The sequence below is a fragment of the Mycetocola zhujimingii genome (assembly GCF_003065425.1).
GTDB lineage: Bacteria > Actinomycetota > Actinomycetes > Actinomycetales > Microbacteriaceae > Mycetocola_A > Mycetocola_A zhujimingii.
This window is the reverse complement of the sequence record NZ_CP026949.1, coordinates 2,398,339-2,415,926: the sequence shown is the minus strand read 5'-3', so window position 1 is coordinate 2,415,926 and position 17,588 is coordinate 2,398,339. Positions and strand designations below refer to the sequence as shown.

The 17,588-nt window shown below is 62.0% G+C and carries 26 protein-coding genes; 25 read left to right on the top strand and 1 reads right to left on the bottom strand.

Translation table 11 applies throughout. The features are described 5' to 3' along the window. Positions 1-47: 47 nt before the first annotated feature. From tuf to C3E77_RS11485, 25 genes are all read left to right on the top strand, one after another. Positions 48-1,241 (top strand): elongation factor Tu, encoded by a 1,194-nt coding sequence (gene tuf, locus C3E77_RS11605; protein WP_108391780.1) that lies wholly within the window; start codon positions 48-50, stop codon positions 1,239-1,241. 676 nt (positions 1,242-1,917) lie between these two features. Beyond that, the gene (rpsJ, locus tag C3E77_RS11600) at positions 1,918-2,226 is read left to right on the top strand and encodes a 30S ribosomal protein S10 (RefSeq protein WP_022895514.1); all 309 of its coding nucleotides are present in this window, start codon (positions 1,918-1,920) and stop codon (positions 2,224-2,226) included. An 8-nt stretch (positions 2,227-2,234) separates the two neighbouring features. Next, positions 2,235-2,891 carry a 50S ribosomal protein L3 gene (gene rplC / locus C3E77_RS11595; RefSeq protein WP_108391779.1) on the top strand — a complete coding sequence of 219 codons (657 nt, stop codon included), beginning with the start codon at positions 2,235-2,237 and terminating at the stop codon, positions 2,889-2,891. 4 nt (positions 2,892-2,895) lie between these two features. Then, complete coding sequence (rplD, locus tag C3E77_RS11590; protein WP_108391778.1) at positions 2,896-3,594, top strand: 50S ribosomal protein L4; 699 nt, start codon at positions 2,896-2,898, stop codon at positions 3,592-3,594. 2 nt (positions 3,595-3,596) lie between these two features. Next, positions 3,597-3,896, top strand: coding sequence for a 50S ribosomal protein L23 (gene rplW / locus C3E77_RS11585; protein ID WP_108391777.1), 300 nt, complete (start codon positions 3,597-3,599; stop codon positions 3,894-3,896). An 18-nt stretch (positions 3,897-3,914) separates the two neighbouring features. Next, on the top strand, positions 3,915-4,754 hold the full coding sequence (gene rplB, locus C3E77_RS11580) for a 50S ribosomal protein L2 (RefSeq protein ID WP_108391776.1): 840 nt from the start codon (positions 3,915-3,917) through the stop codon (positions 4,752-4,754). Positions 4,755-4,766: 12 nt separating this feature from the next. After that, entirely contained in the window at positions 4,767-5,048 is a 282-nt protein-coding gene (gene rpsS / locus C3E77_RS11575) for a 30S ribosomal protein S19 (RefSeq protein ID WP_108391775.1), read from the top strand. 25 nt (positions 5,049-5,073) lie between these two features. Continuing rightward, positions 5,074-5,439 (top strand): 50S ribosomal protein L22, encoded by a 366-nt coding sequence (rplV, locus tag C3E77_RS11570; RefSeq protein ID WP_108391774.1) that lies wholly within the window; start codon positions 5,074-5,076, stop codon positions 5,437-5,439. Beyond that, on the top strand, positions 5,439-6,194 hold the full coding sequence (gene rpsC / locus C3E77_RS11565; protein ID WP_108391773.1) for a 30S ribosomal protein S3: 756 nt from the start codon (positions 5,439-5,441) through the stop codon (positions 6,192-6,194). Before rplV ends, rpsC begins: the two co-directional genes overlap by 1 nt. Before the next feature lie 2 nt (positions 6,195-6,196). Beyond that, positions 6,197-6,616 carry a 50S ribosomal protein L16 gene (gene rplP, locus C3E77_RS11560; RefSeq protein ID WP_108391772.1) on the top strand — a complete coding sequence of 140 codons (420 nt, stop codon included), beginning with the start codon at positions 6,197-6,199 and terminating at the stop codon, positions 6,614-6,616. Further along, the gene (rpmC, locus tag C3E77_RS11555) at positions 6,616-6,942 is read left to right on the top strand and encodes a 50S ribosomal protein L29 (protein ID WP_108391771.1); all 327 of its coding nucleotides are present in this window, start codon (positions 6,616-6,618) and stop codon (positions 6,940-6,942) included. Before rplP ends, rpmC begins: the two co-directional genes overlap by 1 nt. After that, entirely contained in the window at positions 6,942-7,247 is a 306-nt protein-coding gene (rpsQ, locus tag C3E77_RS11550) for a 30S ribosomal protein S17 (RefSeq protein WP_108391770.1), read from the top strand. Before rpmC ends, rpsQ begins: the two co-directional genes overlap by 1 nt. Positions 7,248-7,282: 35 nt before the next feature. Continuing rightward, a complete protein-coding gene (gene rplN / locus C3E77_RS11545; protein WP_108391769.1) occupies positions 7,283-7,651 on the top strand; it encodes a 50S ribosomal protein L14 in 369 nt (122 codons plus the stop codon). 2 nt (positions 7,652-7,653) lie between these two features. Next, the gene (gene rplX, locus C3E77_RS11540; RefSeq protein WP_108391768.1) at positions 7,654-8,013 is read left to right on the top strand and encodes a 50S ribosomal protein L24; all 360 of its coding nucleotides are present in this window, start codon (positions 7,654-7,656) and stop codon (positions 8,011-8,013) included. Beyond that, the gene (rplE, locus tag C3E77_RS11535) at positions 8,013-8,600 is read left to right on the top strand and encodes a 50S ribosomal protein L5 (protein ID WP_108391767.1); all 588 of its coding nucleotides are present in this window, start codon (positions 8,013-8,015) and stop codon (positions 8,598-8,600) included. The genes rplX and rplE overlap by 1 nt, the downstream gene beginning before the upstream one ends. Positions 8,601-8,825: 225 nt before the next feature. After that, positions 8,826-9,224 carry a 30S ribosomal protein S8 gene (gene rpsH / locus C3E77_RS11530; protein WP_108391766.1) on the top strand — a complete coding sequence of 133 codons (399 nt, stop codon included), beginning with the start codon at positions 8,826-8,828 and terminating at the stop codon, positions 9,222-9,224. Between the two features lie 6 nt (positions 9,225-9,230). Further along, positions 9,231-9,767 carry a 50S ribosomal protein L6 gene (rplF, locus tag C3E77_RS11525; protein ID WP_108391765.1) on the top strand — a complete coding sequence of 179 codons (537 nt, stop codon included), beginning with the start codon at positions 9,231-9,233 and terminating at the stop codon, positions 9,765-9,767. 2 nt (positions 9,768-9,769) lie between these two features. Further along, a complete protein-coding gene (rplR, locus tag C3E77_RS11520; RefSeq protein ID WP_108391764.1) occupies positions 9,770-10,129 on the top strand; it encodes a 50S ribosomal protein L18 in 360 nt (119 codons plus the stop codon). Next, positions 10,126-10,842, top strand: coding sequence for a 30S ribosomal protein S5 (gene rpsE / locus C3E77_RS11515; protein WP_416046393.1), 717 nt, complete (start codon positions 10,126-10,128; stop codon positions 10,840-10,842). The genes rplR and rpsE overlap by 4 nt, the downstream gene beginning before the upstream one ends. Beyond that, complete coding sequence (gene rpmD, locus C3E77_RS11510; RefSeq protein WP_108391763.1) at positions 10,842-11,024, top strand: 50S ribosomal protein L30; 183 nt, start codon at positions 10,842-10,844, stop codon at positions 11,022-11,024. The genes rpsE and rpmD overlap by 1 nt, the downstream gene beginning before the upstream one ends. Further along, positions 11,024-11,722 carry a 50S ribosomal protein L15 gene (rplO, locus tag C3E77_RS11505; protein ID WP_108391762.1) on the top strand — a complete coding sequence of 233 codons (699 nt, stop codon included), beginning with the start codon at positions 11,024-11,026 and terminating at the stop codon, positions 11,720-11,722. Before rpmD ends, rplO begins: the two co-directional genes overlap by 1 nt. 161 nt (positions 11,723-11,883) lie before the next feature. Further along, positions 11,884-13,206 carry a preprotein translocase subunit SecY gene (gene secY / locus C3E77_RS11500; RefSeq protein ID WP_108391761.1) on the top strand — a complete coding sequence of 441 codons (1,323 nt, stop codon included), beginning with the start codon at positions 11,884-11,886 and terminating at the stop codon, positions 13,204-13,206. Continuing rightward, complete coding sequence (locus tag C3E77_RS11495) at positions 13,203-13,790, top strand: adenylate kinase (RefSeq protein WP_108391760.1); 588 nt, start codon at positions 13,203-13,205, stop codon at positions 13,788-13,790. Before secY ends, C3E77_RS11495 begins: the two co-directional genes overlap by 4 nt. A gap of 37 nt (positions 13,791-13,827) precedes the next feature. Then, on the top strand, positions 13,828-14,655 hold the full coding sequence (map, locus tag C3E77_RS11490) for a type I methionyl aminopeptidase (protein ID WP_108391759.1): 828 nt from the start codon (positions 13,828-13,830) through the stop codon (positions 14,653-14,655). A 28-nt stretch (positions 14,656-14,683) separates the two neighbouring features. Continuing rightward, entirely contained in the window at positions 14,684-15,562 is an 879-nt protein-coding gene (locus C3E77_RS11485) for an aminodeoxychorismate lyase (protein WP_108391758.1), read from the top strand. 2 nt (positions 15,563-15,564) lie between these two features. Here the strand turns inward: C3E77_RS11485 and C3E77_RS11480 are convergent, their stop codons facing one another. Next, positions 15,565-17,481, bottom strand: a complete 1,917-nt coding sequence (locus C3E77_RS11480; protein ID WP_232528966.1) for a BglG family transcription antiterminator — start codon at positions 17,479-17,481, stop codon at positions 15,565-15,567. Positions 17,482-17,588 lie beyond the last annotated feature (107 nt).

Here is a 17,588-nt window from a genome sequence, read left to right as displayed (position 1 = left end):
GCAATCCAGTGCCCGGCGTCGCTACATCAGTCCTGAGGAGGACCATAGTGGCTAAGGCCAAGTTCGAGCGGACCAAGCCGCACGTAAACATCGGTACGATCGGTCACGTCGACCACGGCAAGACCACGCTTACCGCTGCCATCTCCAAGGTGCTTGCTGACAAGTACCCTTCGGCAACGAACGTTCAGCGCGACTTCGCGTCGATCGACTCCGCTCCCGAAGAGCGCCAGCGCGGCATCACGATCAACATTTCGCACGTCGAGTACGAGACGCCCAACCGTCACTACGCTCACGTTGATGCACCCGGCCACGCCGACTACATCAAGAACATGATCACCGGTGCTGCCCAGATGGACGGCGCAATCCTCGTGGTTGCCGCAACCGACGGCCCGATGGCCCAGACGCGTGAGCACGTTCTGCTCGCGAAGCAGGTCGGCGTTCCGTACCTCATGGTCGCACTGAACAAGTCCGACATGGTTGACGACGAAGAAATCCTTGAGCTCGTTGAGCTCGAGGTCCGCGAGCTTCTCTCGAGCCAGGGCTTCCCCGGCGACGACGCTCCCGTTATCCGCGTTTCGGGCCTCAAGGCTCTCGAGGGTGACGAGAAGTGGGTCAACTCGGTTCTCGAGCTCATGGAAGCCGCTGACTCCAACATTCCCGACCCGGTTCGCGACAAGGACAAGCCGTTCCTTATGCCGATCGAGGACGTCTTCACGATCACCGGTCGTGGAACCGTTGTCACGGGCCGCGCCGAGCGTGGAACCCTTGCCCTGAACTCCGAGGTTGAAATCGTCGGCATCCGCCCGACGCAGAAGACCATCGTCACGGGTATCGAAATGTTCCACAAGCAGCTCGACGAGGCATGGGCCGGCGAGAACTGTGGTCTTCTTCTTCGTGGCACCAAGCGCGAAGACGTTGAGCGTGGACAGGTTGTTGTGAAGCCGGGTTCAGTTACCCCTCACACCAACTTCGAGGGCACCGCCTACATCCTGTCAAAGGAAGAGGGTGGACGTCACAACCCGTTCTACGCGAACTACCGTCCGCAGTTCTACTTCCGCACCACGGACGTCACCGGCGTCATCACGCTGCCCGAGGGCACCGAGATGGTCATGCCTGGCGACACCACCGAAATGACCGTTGAGCTGATTCAGCCCATCGCCATGGAAGAGGGCCTCGGCTACGCAATCCGTGAGGGTGGCCGCACCGTTGGTGCTGGTACCGTCACCAAGATCATCAAGTAGTTTTTCGCTACTGACGATTCCCTGAAGGGGGTCGGGCCCTTCGGGCCCGGCCCCCTTTTTGTGCGTGGGGCGTATGTCCGTGGCCCGCGCGGTCGCCTGTGCGTGAGGTCGACGACGTCCGGTGCGTAGTCACCTGTACTGGGGTGCGAGCGCGATGCTGCCGGTATATGACGATTCATCATGTTTAGCTAGAGTGGAGTGCACCGTGACAGCATCCCCTCGGTCACGTCCACCGGCGGCCCCAACCCCTCAAGGGGCCGCCGGCTGGGGAGCAGCACGGCGGCGAGGGGGAGCGGGGTCGAGTGGCGATCCCGCCACGCCCAACGCGACACGCCCGGGTTGCATAACGGGGTTCAATCTGTCAGACTCGTCTAGTTCAACATTTCCGTGCTTTAGCGCCGGAATCACTGCCAGGTAGTGCATAGATCACCCTCACTTGAGAGTAGAGCTAGGCCGCGGGCAGCAGAACATCGACTTGGTCGGCAACCCCCAACATTGGCATCGGCCAGAACGTCAGTACATCTGCGCGTTCAGCTCGAGTCACGGGCGGGGGCCGGCAAAGACTTGACAGAAAAATAGTGGTGCGACAGCAAGTGGTGCCCAGCGTTGAAAAACGCTAAGAAGCGCGTCCAATGCGAAGCAATTCGTAAGACGCAAGACAGAGAGTGAGTCAAACATGGCGGGACAGAAGATCCGCATTCGACTTAAGTCATACGACCACGAGGTCATTGACACCTCGGCGCGCAAGATCGTCGACACGGTAACCCGCGCGGGTGCCACGGTTGTCGGCCCCGTGCCGCTTCCGACCGAGAAGAACGTGGTGGCTGTCATCCGTTCCCCTCACAAGTACAAGGACAGCCGGGAGCACTTCGAAATGCGCACCCACAAGCGTCTGATCGACATCATCGACCCGACGCCGAAGGCCGTCGACTCGCTCATGCGACTCGACCTGCCTGCCGACGTCAACATCGAGATCAAGCTCTAAGGGAACGCATGTCTACGCAGAACAAGACCAGCAAGGGTCTGCTCGGCAAGAAGCTTGGCATGACTCAGGTCTGGGACGAGAACAACAAGCTCGTGCCAGTGACCGTTATCGAGATCACCCCGAACGTTGTGACGCAGATTCGCACGCCAGAGGTTGACGGCTACAACGCGGTTCAGATCGCTTATGGCCAGATCGACCCGCGCAAGGTGAACAAGCCGGACGCCGGACACTTCGACAAGGCAGGCGTCACGCCTCGCCGTCACGTCACCGAGGTCCGCACCGCTGACGCATCCGACTACGCACTCGGCCAGGAACTCACCGTTGAAGGCACCTTCGAGGCCGGCCAGAAGGTCGACGTCGTCGGAACCAGCAAGGGTAAGGGCTTCGCCGGTGTCATGAAGCGCCACAACTTCAAGGGTGTCTCCGCATCTCACGGTGCTCACCGCAACCACCGCAAGCCCGGTTCAATCGGTGCTTCGTCGACCCCGAGCCGTGTCTTCAAGGGCATGCGCATGGCCGGTCGTATGGGTGGAGAGCGCGTCACCGTGCTGAACCTCCACGTCCACTCGGTCGACACCGAGAAGGGCCTGCTGCTCGTCAAGGGTGCCGTTCCCGGCGCTCGTGGCCGCATCGTTTTCGTCCGCAACGCAGTGAAGGGAGCGTAGTCCTATGACTGACGCAACTCGGATCGCTACGGTCGACGTTCTCGACACCAAGGGCAAGAAGACCGGAACGGTCGATCTTCCCGCAGAGGTGTTCGACGTCCAGACCAACATCCCGCTCATCCACCAGGTCGTTGTGGCACAGCTTGCTGCAGCCCGCCAGGGAACCCACAAGACCAAGCGTCGTGGTGAAGTTTCCGGTGCAGGCCGCAAGCCGTTCAAGCAGAAGGGAACAGGTCGCGCTCGTCAGGGCTCGATCCGCGCCCCTCAGATGCGTGGTGGTGGCATCGTTCACGGTCCAGTGCCCCGCGACTACTCGCAGCGCACCCCCAAGAAGATGATTGCTGCTGCCCTCCGTGGCGCACTCTCCGACCGCGCACGCGGTGAGCGTATCCACGTCGTGGAGACCTTCATCGTCGCCGAGGAACGTGTCACCAAGGCAACCACCGAGTACCTGGCACAGGTTGCGAACTCGGAGAACGTCCTCATCGTTCTCGAGCGTGACGACGTGCTCAGCTACAAGGCTGTCCGCAACATCCCATCCGTTCACGTCATCAACTACGACCAGCTGAACGCGTACGACGTTCTCGTCTCGGACGACATCATCTTCACCAAGGCCGCGTTCGACGCTTTCGTCGCCGGTCCGGTCAAGGGCAAGTCGGTCAAGGCTGTTGCTTCGTCGGCTGACGTCACTGAGGAGGCCTAGTCATGTCCAACATTCACAAGGACCCGCGCGACATCATCATCTCGCCGGTGGTCTCCGAGAAGAGCTACGGCTTGATCGACGAGGGTAAGTACACCTTCGTTGTCGACCCGCGTTCGAACAAGACCGAGATCAAGCTCGCGATCGAGAAGATCTTCAAGGTCGAGGTCGCAAGTGTCAACACACTGAACCGCACCGGCAAGACTCGTCGTACCAAGTTCGGTATGGGCAAGCGCAAGGACACCAAGCGCGCGATCGTGACGCTCAAGTCCGGTTCCATCGACATCTTCACGGCTGTCGGCTAAGGGGCGTAAGGAAAAACTATGGCTATTCGCAAATACAAGCCCACGACACCTGGTCGTCGCGGATCGAGCGTTTCTGATTTCGCTGAAATCACCCGCTCGACCCCGGAGAAGTCGCTTCTGCGTCCGCTCTCCAAGACCGGTGGTCGCAACAACCAGGGCCGCATCACGACCCGTCACATCGGTGGTGGCCACAAGCGCCAGTACCGCGTTATCGACTTCCGTCGTAACGACAAAGACGGCGTCAACGCCCGCGTCGCTCACATCGAGTACGACCCCAACCGCACGGCTCGCATCGCGCTCCTGCACTACGTTGACGGCACCAAGCGCTACATCCTGGCTCCCAACAAGCTCGCACAGGGCGACGTTGTTGAGTCGGGCGCAAGCGCTGACATCAAGCCGGGCAACAACCTGCCGCTGAAGAACATCCCAACGGGTACCGTCATCCACGCAATCGAATTGCGTCCGGGTGGAGGCGCCAAGATGGCTCGTTCAGCAGGCGCATCGGTTCGTCTCGTCGCCAAGGATGGCCCCTACGCGCAGCTTCGTCTGCCGTCCGGTGAAATCCGCAACGTCGACGCACGCTGCCGCGCAACCATCGGCGAGGTCGGCAACGCCGAGCAGTCGAACATCAACTGGGGTAAGGCCGGCCGCAGCCGCTGGAAGGGCATCCGCCCGACCGTGCGTGGTGTCGCCATGAACCCGGTCGACCACCCGCACGGTGGTGGTGAGGGCAAGACCTCCGGTGGACGTCACCCGGTCAGCCCGTGGGGTCAGAAAGAAGGCCGCACCCGCCACCCGAACAAGGAAAGCGACAAGCTCATCGTTCGTCGCCGTACCGCCACCAAGAAGCGTAAGTAGGAGTTGTAGAAGATGCCACGCAGTCTTAAGAAGGGCCCCTTCGTTGATGACCACCTGCTCCGCAAGGTGGTTCGCGCGAACGAGGCCAACAGCAAAAACGTCATCAAGACCTGGTCGCGCCGTTCGATGATTGTCCCCAACATGCTTGGGCACACCATCGCGGTGCACGACGGTCGCAAGCACATCCCGGTGTTCATCACCGAGTCGATGGTCGGGCACAAGCTCGGCGAGTTTGCACCCACCCGCACCTTCCGTGGACACGTGAAGGATGACAAGAAGGGTCGTCGCCGCTAACGCGGTGACGAAAAGGAGGAGAGAAATGGTGGAGTCAGTCGCACGAGTGCGTCACATCCGCGTCACCCCCATGAAGGCCCGCCGCGTCGTCAACATGATCCGCGGAAAGCAGGCCACTGAGGCCTTGGCCATTCTGAAGTTCGCACCGCAGGGTGCATCAGAGCCCGTCTACAAGCTGGTTGCTTCTGCCATCGCGAACGCTCGCGTCAAGGCAGACAAGGACAACCAGTTCCTCGACGAGCAGGACCTGTACATCGCCAAGGCATTCGTTGATGAGGGCACGACCCTCAAGCGCTTCCAGCCGCGTGCACAGGGCCGGGCATTCCAGATTCTGAAGCGCACCAGCCACATCACTGTTGTGCTCGCCACTCCTGAGGAGGGTACGAAGTAATGGGTCAGAAAGTAAATCCATACGGCTTCCGCCTCGGCATCACCACCGACCACGTGTCGCGCTGGTTTTCCGACAGCACCAAGCCTGGCCAGCGTTACAGCGACTACGTTGCTGAAGACGTCAAGATCCGTCGACTGCTCGGCACCTCGCTTGACCGCGCCGGTGTCTCGCGTATCGAGATCGAGCGCACCCGTGACCGTGTCCGCGTCGACATTCACACCGCCCGTCCGGGCATTGTGATCGGTCGCCGTGGCGCCGAGGCTGAGCGGATTCGCACAGACCTCGAGAAGCTCACGGGCAAGCAGATCCAGCTGAACATCCTCGAGGTCAAGAACCCAGAGGCTGACGCCCAGCTGGTTGCACAGGGCATCGCCGAGCAGCTCTCCGCACGTGTGGCATTCCGCCGCGCAATGCGTAAGGGCCTGCAGGGCGCCCAGCGCGTCTCGACTGTCAAGGGTGTCCGCATCCAGGTCTCCGGCCGCCTCGGCGGCGCCGAGATGAGCCGTTCGGAGTTCTACCGCGAAGGCCGTGTGCCACTGCACACGCTCCGCGCGAACATCGACTACGGCTTCTACGAGGCAAAGACCACCTTCGGCCGCATCGGCGTGAAGGTCTGGATCTACAAGGGCGACATCACCAACAAGGAACTCGCTCGCGAGCAGGCAAACGCTAAGTCGAGCCGCCCGGAGCGCAGTGACCGTCCGCGTCGTGCACCTCGTGCGGACGCTCCGGTTGCAGAAGGGGCTACGGCTTAATCATGCTTATTCCACGTCGTGTCAAGCACCGCAAGCAGCACCGTCCACACCGCACTGGCCAGGCCACCGGTGGAACCGTTGTCAGCTTCGGCGAGTACGGCATTCAGGCCCTCACCCCCGCTTATGTGACCAACCGTCAGATCGAGTCCGCTCGAATCGCGATGACGCGTCACATCAAGCGTGGTGGAAAGGTCTGGATCAACATCTACCCCGACCGTCCGCTCACCAAGAAGCCTGCTGAAACCCGCATGGGTTCCGGTAAGGGTTCACCCGAGTGGTGGGTCGCGAACGTCAAGCCCGGCCGTGTGCTCTTCGAGGTTGCCGGTGTCCCAGAGACACTCGCCCGCGAGGCACTGACCCGTGCAATCCACAAGCTGCCTCTCAAGGCACGCATCATCAAGCGCGAGGAGGGCGACGCATAATGGCGATCGGTTCCAAGGAGCTCACCCCCGTTGAGCTCGACACATTTGAAGACGAACGTCTTGTCGACGAGCTGCGCAAGGCCAAGGAAGAGCTGTTCAACCTGCGCTTCCAGTCGGCCACCGGCCAGCTCGAGACCCACGGCCGCCTGCGCGCCGTGAAGCGCGACATCGCTCGTATCTACACGGTCATCCGTGAGCGCGAGCTCGGAATCCGGGCCACCCCGGTTGCCGTTGAAGTCGAGGCTCCGGTCAAGGCTGCGAAGAAGACCAAGAAGAAGGATGCCGTTGAAGCGGCACCCGAAACCGAGACTGAGGAGGCCAAGTAATGGCTAAGTCTGACGCTAAGGGCGCAGCACCCTCGACTGAGGCTGAGGCCGTTGTTCGTGGCTACCGCAAGACGGCACGTGGATACGTCATCAGCGACCGCATGGACAAGACCATCACGGTTGAGGTCGAAGACCGCGTAAAGCACCCGCTTTACGGCAAGGTCATCCGCCGCACCTCCAAGAGGAAGGTGCACGACGAGCTCAACGGCGCCGGCATCGGTGACCTGGTTCTGATCAGCGAGACCCGCCCGCTCAGCGCCACAAAGCGCTGGCGCCTGGTCGAGATCCTCGAGAAGGCCAAGTAAGCCCCCGGGCTTTACTTGTCAGAAGGAGTTAGAAAATGCTTCAGCAGGAATCCAGAGTCAAGGTTGCCGACAACACCGGCGCCAAGGAGCTTCTCACCATTCGTGTTCTCGGCGGATCCGGCCGGCGTTACGCCAGCCTCGGCGACACCATCGTTGCGACCGTCAAGGACGCAATCCCCGGCGGAAACGTCAAGAAGGGTGACGTCGTCAAGGCAGTCATCGTTCGCACCAAGAAGGAAGTTCGTCGTCAGGACGGCTCCTACATCAAGTTCGATGAGAACGCAGCAGTGATTTTGAAGAACGACGGCGACCCCCGCGGTACCCGTATCTTCGGACCGGTCGGTCGCGAGCTTCGCGACAAGAAGTTCATGAAGATCGTCTCGCTGGCACCGGAGGTTATTTAGTCATGGCGAAGATCAAAAAGGGCGACCTCGTCCAGGTCATCTCTGGCGCAACCCAGGCTCGCGGCGGTTCACGCGGCAAGCAGGGTCGTGTCATCCAGGTCCTGGTCGAGAAGAACCGCGTCATCGTTGAGGGCGTCAACTACGTCACCAAGCACGTCCGCCAGGGTCAGACCCAGCGCGGAACGAAGACCGGTGGCGTCGAGACCCACGAGGCTCCGATCCACATCTCGAATGTGGCTCTCGTTGACCCCGAGACCAAGAAGCCGACGCGAGTCGGACACCGCAACGAGCAAGTAACGAAGAACGGCGTCACCAAGACGGTCCGTGTTCGTTACGCCAAGAAGTCAGGTAAGGACCTCTAATGACTGACACGGCAGTGGCGGCTGGCAAAATCCAGCCCCGCCTCAAGGAAAAGTACAAGGCAGAGATCCAGGAGCAGCTGCTCAAGGAACTCGGCCTGACCAACGTGCACCAGATTCCGACACTCACCAAGATCGTCGTGAACATGGGTGTCGGTGAGGCAGCCCGCGATGGAAAGATCATCGATGGCGCTGTTGCCGACCTGACCAAGATCACCGGTCAGAAGCCACAGGTCACCAAGGCCCGCAAGTCCATCGCACAGTTCAAGCTGCGCGAAGGTCAGCCCATCGGCGCCCACGTCACGCTTCGTGGCGACCGCATGTGGGAGTTCCTGGACCGCCTGCTGAGCCTCGCTCTCCCGCGAATCCGCGACTTCCGCGGCCTCAGCCCGAAGCAGTTCGACGGCACCGGCAACTACACGTTCGGTCTGACCGAGCAGTCGATGTTCCACGAAATCGACCAGGACAAGATCGACCGCGTACGCGGAATGGACATCACCGTTGTTACGACGGCGAAGTCCGACGAGCAGGGTCGCGCGCTCCTCAAGGCGCTCGGATTCCCCTTCACGTCAACAGACTCAGCAAAGTAACTGTAGAGTGGGTCGGTTGCTTGCAGCCGGCCCGCACTGCGGTTGCCCACAACTGAAGATTTCTCTCGCACGGTTGCGCCGGCACTCATTTGTTTGACAAATCGGTGTCCGGCGCACTCGAGCGTGGAGATCAGGGGGGCGGAGCATCCGTTTCTCCCCTAACCACCACAGGTCGTCATTCGTGTAACGGGTGAACGAAACCTGGTGAACCGAAGGAAATAACACATGACAATGACAGATCCGGTCGCAGACATGCTGACCAGACTGCGCAACGCGAACTCGGCGCACCACGACACCGTGTCCATGCCGCACTCGAAGCTCAAGAGCCACATCGCAGAGATCCTCACGTCAGAGGGCTACATCTCCGGATGGGAAGTTGCTGACGCCCGCGTCGGACAGACCCTGACGCTGAACCTCAAGTTCGGCCCGAACCGCGAGCGCTCCATCGTGGGCATCAAGCGTGTCTCGAAGCCAGGCCTCCGCGTGTACGCAAAGTCGACGGAGATCCCCAAGGTTCTCGGCGGCCTCGGCGTCGCCATCCTGTCCACCTCCTCTGGTCTGCTTACAGACCGTCAGGCTGAGAAGAAGGGCGTAGGCGGAGAAATTCTCGCTTACGTGTGGTAGCCAGATATGTCGCGTATTGGAAGACTTCCCATTGAGATCCCCGCAGGGGTCACAGTTTCGGTCGACGGTTCAGCCGTCACCGTCCAGGGCCCGAAGGGTGAGCTCGCGCTGAACGTCGCAAGCCCCATCGAGGTCAAGGTTGAGGATGGCCAGGTTCTGGTCACTCGCCCCGACGACGAGCGTGAATCACGTTCGCTCCACGGACTCACCCGCACACTCATCAGCAACCAGATCGTCGGCGTAACCCAGGGCTACACCAAGGGCCTTGAGGTTGTCGGAACCGGTTACCGCGTTGCCCAGAAGGGCGGCTCTGTTGAGTTCGCGCTCGGCTTCTCGCACCCGGTCCTGATCGACCCGCCTGCCGGCATCACACTCACCGTTGAGGGCAACAACAAGCTCACGGTGTCTGGTATCGACAAGCAGGCCGTCGGCGAGGCTGCTGCCAACATTCGTAAGATTCGCAAGCCTGAGCCGTACAAGGGCAAGGGTGTGCGTTACGCCGGCGAGATTGTTCGCCGCAAGGCCGGAAAGGCTGGTAAGTAACCATGGCCGTAAAGTCCAAGTCGGCTGCGCGTGACCGTCGTCACGCGCGCCTCCGTAAGAAGATCGCGGGAACAGCGGCTCGTCCGCGTCTCGTTGTGACCCGTTCGGCTCGTCACGTATTCGTGCAGGTCGTCGACGACAGCAAGGGTTTCACCCTCGCGTCGGCATCGACCCTCGAAACTGACCTCCGTACCTTTGACGGTGACAAGACCGCAAAGGCCAAGAAGGTCGGCGAGCTCGTTGCAGAGCGTGCGAAGAGCGCCGGCATCGAAGAAGTCGTTTTTGACCGCGGTGGCAACCGTTACGCGGGTCGCGTCGCGGCAATCGCCGAAGGTGCTCGAGAGGGTGGGTTGAACCTGTGAGTGATGTACAGAAGACCGAGGTTGCAGCTGCTGCTGAGCTGCCAGCCGTCGAAAAGCCGGTCGAAACTGCAGCCGGTACCGAGAGCTCGGGTCGCACCGATGCTCGCGACAGCCGCCGTGGCGGTCGTGGCGAGCGTAACCAGGGCCGCGAGCGTAACAGCCGCGACGCTGACAAGAACCAGTTCCTCGAGCGCGTCGTCACCATCAACCGTGTCTCCAAGGTCGTCAAGGGTGGTCGTCGCTTCAGCTTCACCGCTCTCGTCGTCGTCGGAGACGGCAACGGAATGGTCGGCGTCGGCTACGGCAAGGCTCGCGAAGTGCCTCTCGCCATCTCCAAGGGCGTCGAGGAAGCGAAGAAGAACTTCTTCCGCGTTCCCCGCGTCGGCTCGACCATCCCGCACCCCGTCCAGGGTGAGGCAGCCGCAGGTGTTGTTCTCCTGCGTCCGGCTGCTGCGGGTACCGGTGTTATCGCCGGTGGTCCCGTCCGTGCCGTCCTTGAGTGTGCAGGCATCCACGACGTTCTCAGCAAGTCGCTCGGTTCGTCGAACACCATCAACATCGTTCACGCGACAGTTACCGCGTTGAAGATGCTCGAAGAGCCTCGCGCCGTTGCCGCACGCCGTGGCAAGGAGTACTCCGAGATTGCTCCTGCCAAGCTGCTGCAGGTCGAGGCCCAGGCCGCTGCCAAGGCAGCCGCAAAGGTAGGTGCGTAATGGCTTCATTGCGAATCACGCAGATCAAATCCAAAATTAGTGAGAAGCAGAACCAGCGCGACACTCTGCGCAGCCTGGGACTTAAGCGAATCGGCGCTGTGGTTGTCCGTGAGGACAACTCGCAGAACCGTGGCTACGTCAACACTGTTGCTCACCTCGTCAAGGTTGAGGAGATCGACTAATGGCTGACAAGAAAGACGTCACCGAGGAGACCGCCAAGAAGGCTCCCGCGAAGAAGGCCGCTGCAAAGACGGCTGACGCAAAGGCGCCCGCTGCCAAGAAGGCTCCTGCGAAGAAGGCGCCTGCCAAGGCGGCTTCGACCAAGGCAGCTTCGACCAAGGCTGCTTCCACCAAGGCCGAGTCCGTAGCAGCTGACGCCCCCGTGGCGAAGGCTCCTGCCCGCAAGGCCCCCGCGAAGAAGGCGGAGGAGTCCGCTCCCCGCCCGCAGGTGCTCAAGGTCCACCACCTTCGTCCCGCTGAGGGCTCGAAGAAGGACCGCCAGCGCGTCGGCCGCGGTGAAGGCTCCAAGGGTAAGACTGCAGGTCGTGGTACCAAGGGTACGAAGGCTCGTTACTCGGTTCGTCCCGGCTTCGCCGGTGGCCAGCTGCCCCTGCACATGCGTGCTCCGAAGCTGCGCGGGTTCAAGAACCCGTTCCGCGTCGAGTACCAGGTTGTGAACCTTGAGCGTCTCGCTGAGCTCTACCCGAAGGGCGGCGACGTCACAGTTGCCGACCTCGTAGCCAAGGGTGCTGTTCGCAAGAACGAGAAGGTCAAGGTCCTCGGAAACGGCGACATCGACGTGAAGCTGAACATCTCGGTAGACAAAGTCTCCGGGTCAGCTGAGCAGAAGATCGTTGCTGCTGGCGGCTCTGTAAAGTAAAACAAAAGACGCCGGTCGAGCGCTCGCCCCTAGCGAGCAGGTCACCGATTGTTCGACAGGCCCGGTAATCGAGTAGATTCGATTGCCGGGCCTGTTCGATACGGGGCCATCAACCGGCAATAAGAGCCGAATTCTTCGGCTCGAAAACCAGGAGGCCTTTTTTGTTTAGCGCCGTTGCGCGGATCTTCCGCACTCCAGACCTTCGACGGAAGATCGGGTTCACACTGGGCATCATCGCCCTGTATCGCCTTGGTTCATTCGTTCCAGCACCGTTCGTCGACTTCGGCAACGTCCAGGCCTGCCTGGCGCAGAACCAGGGGACCTCCGGCCTCTACGAACTTGTCAACCTCTTCTCCGGCGGAGCCCTGCTCCAGCTCTCGATCTTCGCGCTCGGGATCATGCCGTACATCACAGCGTCGATCATCGTGCAGTTGCTGCGCGTCGTGATCCCGCACTTCGAGACGCTCCATAAAGAAGGCCAGTCCGGCCAGGGCAAGCTCACCCAGTACACCAGGTACCTCACCATCTTCCTCGGCATCCTGCAGTCGACGACGCTCATCACCGTCGCGAGGTCGGGGGCGCTGTTCGGCACGAACGCGAGCGCCGAGTGCAGCCAGCTGCTGACCAACGACACCTGGTACGCCGTCCTTCTCATGGTCATCACCATGACGGCCGGTACCGGGCTCATCATGTGGTTCGGTGAAATGATCACCGAGCGCGGCATCGGCAACGGAATGTCGCTGCTGATCTTCACCTCGATCGCTGCAACCTTCCCCAGCTCGCTCGGTTCGATCTGGGCTGCGAAGGGCTTCGAGACGTTCCTGCTCGTCCTCGCGGTCGGAATCGTGATCATGATGCTCGTGGTCTTCGTTGAACAGTCGCAGAGACGCATCCCTGTTCAGTATGCGAAGCGGATGGTGGGACGCCGCACATACGGTGGCAACAACACCTACATTCCGATCAAGGTCAACATGGCCGGTGTCGTGCCCGTGATCTTTGCGTCGTCGCTCCTGTACCTGCCCGCGCTGATCGCCCAGTTCAACACCCCGGCTGCTGGCCAGGAGCCAGCCGCGTGGGTCACCTGGGTGACGAACTACCTCGTGCAGGGCGACCACCCGCTGTACATGGCGCTGTACTTCCTGCTCATCGTCGGCTTCACCTACTTCTACGTCGCCATCACCTTCAACCCGGAGGAAGTGGCAGACAACATGAAGAAGTACGGTGGCTTCATCCCCGGTATCCGTGCGGGCCGGCCGACGGCCGAGTACCTCGACTACGTGCTCACCCGCGTGACCCTGCCCGGCTCGGTCTACCTCGGACTCGTCGCTCTCATCCCGCTGGTCGCCCTTGCGCTGGTTGGCGCAAATGCCAACTTCCCGTTCGGTGGCGCGTCGATCCTCATCATCGTCGGCGTCGGGCTCGAGACCGTCAAACAAATCGATTCACAGCTGCAACAGCGTCACTACGAAGGACTTCTCCGATGACCCGCCTCTTGATCGTCGGTCCTCCCGGTGCAGGAAAAGGAACCCAGGCCGCCATCATCGCCGAGACGTTCGGAATCCCGGCCATCTCGACGGGCGACATCTTTCGCGCGAACATCAAGGACGGGACCGAACTCGGGATGAAAATCCAGGAGATCGTGTCGAGCGGTTCATACGTTCCCGATTCGCTCACCAACGAAATCGTGCGCGACCGGCTCCACCAGGACGACGCGAGCGAGGGATTCCTCCTCGACGGTTACCCCCGTACCGTCGACCAGGTGCACGAGCTTGACTCGATCCTCGCCGAAACCGGAGCTGAGCTCGACGCCGTTGTGCGTCTGGTGGCCGACCCGGATGAGGTTGTCGCGAGGCTGCTCAAGCGGGCCTCGGAACAGGGTCGTGCCGATGACACCGAAGATGTGATCAGGCACCGCCAGGACGTCTACCAGGACCAGACGGAACCGGTCATCGCCGCATACGCCGAGCGTGGACTCGTCATCGACGTCGACGGGCTCGGCCCCGTTGGCGAGGTTGCGGCCCGCGTCAGGGATGCACTCGCTGCCCGGGGGATCGCCGTCACCGTCTGACCGGATCGTCCGAGTAGAACAACAAGAAACACACGAAATGCTGCGCAAGTCCATTTACAAAACCCCAGCCCAGCTTCGCCTCATGGTGGAGCCGGGACTCGCGACGGCCGCATCGCTCGCCGCGGCTCGGCAGACGATCGCTGTCGGTCGGACAACCCTCGAGATCGACGCGGCGGCTGAAGCCGCGATCGTCGCGCTCGGTGGCCAGCCGAACTTCAAGCTGGAGCCGGGGTACAACCACACGATCTGCGCCTCGGTCAACGAGGAAGTCGTGCACGGAATCCCGAACGGGCGTCGCCTGGAACCGGGCGATATCCTCTCGGTGGACAGCGGCGCGATCCTGGGCGGCTGGAACGGCGACGCCGCGATCAGTGTTGTCCTGCCCGACCCGTCACGCCCACAGCTCGTTGCCGAGCGGCAGAAGCTTTCCGACGTCACCGAGGGCTCGCTCTGGGCCGGTATCGCGCGGCTCGCAAGGGCCCGATACCTCAACGAGGTCGGTGAGGCGGTCGAGGAGTATGTCGAGAAGCGCGGAAGCTACGGCATCCTCACGGACTACGTTGGCCACGGCATCGGAAGGGCGATGCATGAATCACCGCCCGTGTTCAACTACCGGGTCAGGCAGAAGGGCCCTGAGGTGAAACCGGGGCTGGTGGTCGCCATCGAGCCGATGGTCGTGCTCGGAGGCATCGACACCCACACTCGCGACGACGACTGGACGGTCGCCACCGACGACGGCCTGGCAGCTGCCCACTGGGAGCACAGCGTTGCGGTGCACAAGGACGGAATCTGGGTCCTGACCGCCGAGGATGGGGGAGCAGCCGGGCTTGCCCCGTTCGGCGTCACCCCAACGCCCATCGCCTGACGCCGGTTGTGCGGCTAGTGTCGATGACATGACTCGACTCGTGCTGCTGATCGATCCGATCCCGGAGGACCGGGCCGCCACCGACGCCGTACTCAGTGCGTCACTGACGTTCGTAGCCGAGAACGAGCCCATTCTCACCGCGTTCGACGCCGCGGCGGCACGTGGTGACGGAGTGTTTGAGACCCTCGGAGCGAACGACGGCCGGGCCCGCGGTATCGAGGCCCACCTCGCCAGGCTGACCGGCTCCGCGCACAAGCTGGACCTGCCCGCACCCAATCACGACCAGTGGCGGGCAGCCATCGCCGCATTGCTCGACGCGCTTCCGAGTGTCGGGCAGGCATCAATCCGGCTCACCATCACCCGCGGAACCGGCCAGGGCGGACCAACCTGCTGGGCGACGGCGACGCCGATCACCGGTGACTTTCCCGAGCGGGAGAACGGGGTGAAAGTCGTTACCCTGAGCCGGGGATATGCCAACGACGTCGGCGAGGCAAGCCCCTGGCTGCTCGTCGGGGCCAAGACGCTGTCCTACGCCATCAACATGGCCGCGCTTCGCGAAGCTCAGCGGCGCGGGGCGGACGATGCCGTGTTTACGTCGACAGATGGGTTCGCTCTGGAAGCACCGACATCGACGCTGCTCCTCAGGCAGGGAAACACCATAGTCACCCCGGTCATCCAGCACGGGATTCTGGCCGGTACCACCCAGGCCGACCTGTTCGCGCACCTCGAAGGTGATGGCTTCGAGTGCGTCTACCGCAAGGTCGAGATAGCTGAGCTGCAGCGGTCGGATGCGCTCTGGCTGGTGTCGAGCGTCCGGCTCGCCGTACCGGTCACCGAGGTCGACGGCACAGAGATACCGACCGACCGTGGACTGACCAGGCAACTGAACGCTGCGTTGCTTGCCTGAGGTCAGGAGTCCATGGTGTGGACGAGTTCGTCGATGAACGCGGCGAAGTCCGTCGACTTGCGGATGATGCGCTGAACGTCCTCGCGGTCTGAGAAGACCTCGACGAACTGATCGAACACCGTCTGGAAGCTCGCGCGCCCCGCTTCGCTGAACGCGATGAGCGCGACAACGTTCACGCGATTGTCGCCCCACGGCATGCTCGATTCGTTCACGGCGATCGCAATCGACGTGGTGGATGCCGTCATCGCCATCGCGTGCGGAACCGCGAGCGAATCGGTAAAGGCGGTCGACGACATCCGTTCGCGCTCGATGGCACCCTCGATGTAGCTGTCGTCGATGATGCCGCGATCGCGCATGAGTTCACCGAGGGTGCGGATCATGGATTCTTCGTCGCTGGCCTGAACGTTGCGGAGAAAGAGAGCGCTATCGAAATAGCGGAGAACGTCGTCCTTGATGAGTGCTCGGCGGCGTACGCGTTTCAGCCGGGCGATCGCCTGGCGCACCCGGTCGGCATCCGCATCGGTGAAGAACGGCTGCACGGTGAGGATCGAGTCGGATGGCACGGGAGGCTCGATGGTGGTGAGCACGATATCTGCGTCGAGGTCGTTCCACGCGACGTCGCTCCGCGTGACGACCTTCACGACCTCGAGGGTGTCGCCGAGAAGGATCATGACGCGGTCGCGAAGCATGAGGTGCATGTCGTAATAGTTCGGGCAGACGATCACACAGCGCATCAGCTCGTCGCGCCTGACCTGCTGTTGAAGGTGAGCGCCGACGTGCATGGCAATGTATGCGATCTCGTCGTCATTGATCTCGATGGATCCCTGGCGTTGCAGTTGACTCGCGATGAACACGGCGAGTTCGTAGATCATCGGGTACGACGTCTTGATACTCCGCGCGAGCGGGTTGCGGGAGTACGAGCGTTCCTGCGCCCGGCGAAGCAGGTTCTGCACGTGCAGGGTCAGCCTCGTGATGAAATCTTCATCGCTGAGGTCAACGAGATACTCGTTGCCGGCGGAGAGCACGATGGAACGCACGGTTTCGAGGTCGGACGAGTCGAGGTACCCCGGGTGCGCAGCGGTACCATCGGTGGCGTCAGCGGCCTGGACGCCCCTCGTCGCGAGGAGATACGCGAGATACTCGACGTCTGCAGCGCCGAGCCTCGTGCCGAGGGATGCCTCGATGAGAGCGCCAAGCCGGCGCGACAGCTCGGTGGATGCCTCGTCGGGCTGCGACGCGGGCGCCTTGACCTGCTGGTCTTTCGACACCCGGTCCACGGCGATCGCAATATGCAGCAGGACGTTGTCGATGCCGTAGTCGTTGAGGAGATAACCGAGGTCGGTGAGCATCGCGAGCAGGTCGGTCTTGAACCCGCTGAGGTTGTGTGCCGAGAATTCGCGCTGGATCGCCTCGAGTTCAATCAGCCCACGTTCGGTTTCGTCACGGAACATGCGACTGAGCAAGCGGCGTCTTGCGAGCTCGCTGCCGCTGAGCATCACTGTGCTTCCGGATCTGACGAGCGTCAACTCCGCTTCGGAGAGGAGAAGCCTGACCCGCGAAAGATCCGCCTCGACGGTGGACTCAGAGACGTACAGCGCCGCCGCAAGCTCAAAGACATCGAGGCCGTCAGGGCTGTCGACGAGCCGACGCACGATCGAGTACAGGCGGGCACGGGGGGTCTCGGTCTGCGGCTCAGCCGCGCCCTGCCGGAACGCCGCCCAGGCGTCAAGGGAAATCCGGTACCCTTGCGGCCCGCCCGAGATGAGGTCGAGTCCTGCAGCCCGTTCCTTGAGCGCGGTCACGTAATTCCTCACGCTGCGCGTGGTCACGCCAAGCGCATCTGCCAGTTCGGCCGCGGTCACCCAGGTGTCGGCGCGCGCGAGATACCAGGCGATGCGGTCTTGTTTCTCGCGTGTCACGTGCAACTCCTGTCGAACCCGAGTCCGCGATGGCCGGTCCCGACTCCAGTCAACGTTACCCTTGAGCGGGCCGACTTCGTCCATTTTGTGCGTGAAAGCCCCTCCCG